The organism is Corallococcus sp. 4LFB, assembly GCF_046520365.1.
In the GTDB taxonomy this organism is placed as follows: Bacteria; Myxococcota; Myxococcia; order Myxococcales; family Myxococcaceae; genus Corallococcus; species Corallococcus caeni.
The window spans coordinates 1-2,488 of the sequence record NZ_JBKGHJ010000802.1 but is presented as its reverse complement, the minus strand read 5'-3'; the positions used below and the strand labels follow the sequence as shown (position 1 = coordinate 2,488).

Annotated in this window: 1 protein-coding gene and 1 pseudogene; one reads left to right on the top strand and one right to left on the bottom strand. The window is 73.3% G+C overall.

Going from position 1 to position 2,488, the window contains the following annotated elements:
* Positions 1–463: pseudogene (locus tag ACLEQD_RS41320) on the bottom strand (hypothetical protein); the annotation flags it as partial.
* A gap of 228 nt (positions 464–691) precedes the next feature.
* Between ACLEQD_RS41320 and ACLEQD_RS41315 the strand changes: the two are divergent.
* On the top strand, positions 692–2,488 hold a 1,797-nt coding region (locus tag ACLEQD_RS41315; RefSeq protein WP_410391403.1), incomplete at its 3' end, for a glycosyltransferase.

Sequence of the window (2,488 nt, the reverse complement as noted above, 5' to 3'; positions counted from 1 at the left end):
GCGCGCTGGACGGGCGCGGCGTCGCCGCATCCGGCGCCAGGGACTGCGTGTCCTCGTCGTCCGGGTCGCGGCGCGCCTTGCCCCGGGCGGGGAACGTCACCACCCGCGCGGCCGCGTCCCTGGGAGCACCGGGCTCCGTGATGGGCTCCTCGGAAAGTTCCCGTGCCTGCGGTGCGGCGGAGCTTTCAGGCGAAGGCAGGGGCACGGTCTCGGGAGCCGGGCCGGGGACGGGACGTGATTCCGCCCGGCCGGAATCCAGCACCCGCTCCTCGCCGCCCACGTCACCGGAGCCGCGCCGGGACGTCGCCAGCCCGGCCATGCGCGCGAGCCGCCCCAGGGCGGGAATGCGCTCGGCCAGCGAGGTGACGAACTCCCGCCCGCGGGACGCGCCAGCTCCATCCCGGAGGTATTTCCGGGCCAGCTGCCGCAGGTAGCTCACGGTGACGCCCTTCCGCTCATCCATGGACACCTCGCCTCGTTATGACGCGGCATACAGGGGGTCAACGCATCCGTCACGGGATGTGTTGTTCCGCCGACCCCCTTGAAGTTCTGTCACGCCCGATGACACCTCACCCCGGTCCAAGTATCCTGCGGCGGCTTGAGTGACCTGCCCAGACTTCTCCTGTGCAGCTTTGATGTCATCCCCGGCCCGTCTGGCTCCTCACGCCGACTGACCGAGTATCTGAAGGCGTTGCCTGATCGCTTCTCCGTGGTGGTGCTGTCGGCGAAGACGCCCGACCACTCCCATATCGAGAAGTACCAGGGCGCCCGGCTGCTCCGCGTCCCGGTAGGCTCCGGGGACCTGGCGTCGCGCATCCAGTCCTTTGAACGGGCCGTGCGCCGGCAGCTGGAGAGCGAGGACTACGCCCTCGCCCACTTCACGGACCCCTTCGGCGGCTACGCGCTCTGCGAGCTGAAGGCGGACTACGGCTACCGCCTCATCTACGAGGCGCAGACGTTCCCCTCGCAGGAGCTGCGCTACACCCACCCCCAGACGGACGGGGACCGCCGCTTCCTGTCGAAGATCCGCCGCCAGGAGCTGTTCTGCCTGATGAACGCGGACCTCGTCGTCACCGGCTCCCAGACGACGCGCGCGTACATCCAGGGGCTGGGCGCGGCGGAGGACCAGCTGCGCACGATTCGCGCGCCGGTGGACCTGAAGCCGTACGACCCGGAGGTGCTCGGCGCCCCGGACGGCTCTCCCCTCCGGATGATGTACCTGGGCAGCCACGTGGGCTGGCAGGGCCTGCCCACCCTGCTGCGCGCCACCGCGCTCGCGTCCCAGCAGGTGGACGTGCGCCTGACGCTGGTGGGCGCGCACCACCCGGACTGGAAGCCCCACCTGGAGGACCTGGTCAACGACCTGGGCATCAAGGAGAAGGTCGACTTCCAGCCGCCCGTCACCCACGACGACCTGGTGAAGGTGCTGGCGCTGGCGGACGTGGGCGTGCTGCCGCTGGACGACTCGGAGCGCAACCGGCTCCAGGGCGGACCGCTGGCCAAGGTCTCCGAGTACCTGGCCGCCGGCCGGCCGGTCATCGCCGCGGACCTGCCCGTCACCCGCGAGCTGATTCCGAAGGACGCGGCCGTCTTCTTCCCCCCGGGCGACGCGCGCGCCCTCTCCGAGCGCATCCTCGACCTGGCGCGCGACGTGCCCCGCCGCGTGGCGCTGGGGCGGGCCGGGCGCGCGTTCGCGGAGAAGGTGCTGGACGCGGGCCTCATCCGGGGCCAGCTGCTGGACCTCTACGACTCGCTCCTGGAGAAGCGGGGCCACGTCCCGGTGGAGGCCGCCAGCGAGCCGCCCGACGTCACGATGACGGGCACGCCCACGAACCGGCTCGCGAACCTGGGCATGCCGGAGGCGTCCAAGCCCGCGCCGGAGCCCAGGCCGCCCGCGAAGCCCGCCGCGGACGACGAAGCCGCCGCGCCTCCCTCGAAGGAAGGCGAGGAGGACGTGCCGCTGGTGATGGGCATGGCCCTGGACGACGGGATGGACACGCGGCTGGTCAAGACCGAGCCGGACATGCGGCCCGACGAGGTCCCCATGGTCCTGGGCCTGCCGCTCCGGGAGTCCGCCGCGCCCGAGGGGGAGCAAGCCGCGCCCCCGCCGGAGCCCGCGTCCGCGGCCAGGGCGGCAGACGACAGCGCGAGGACCGCCCTCCCCTCCGCCCCCGCGAAGCAGGAGCCGGCCCCCCTGGGCGGCCGCGGCTCGGAGCCGACTCCGCCCACGGAGATGGGGACGAGCCCCTCCGCGAAGCCCCTGGCCAGCGCCATGGCCATGAAGGAGGCCGGCGGGGGACGACGCCGGCCCCCCGACCCGCGGGCCAGCGCCTCTTCCGGGGATGCCTCCTCCGGAGCGACGGCGGTCGTGCGCCGGCCGGTGGCGGAAGACGAAGGCACCTCCCAGCAGGCCCCACGCCCATCGTGCGCCGGCCGGCCTCGGCTGAAGAGGAGGAGCGCGCCCCACCCCGGTGGTCCGCCGCCCCTG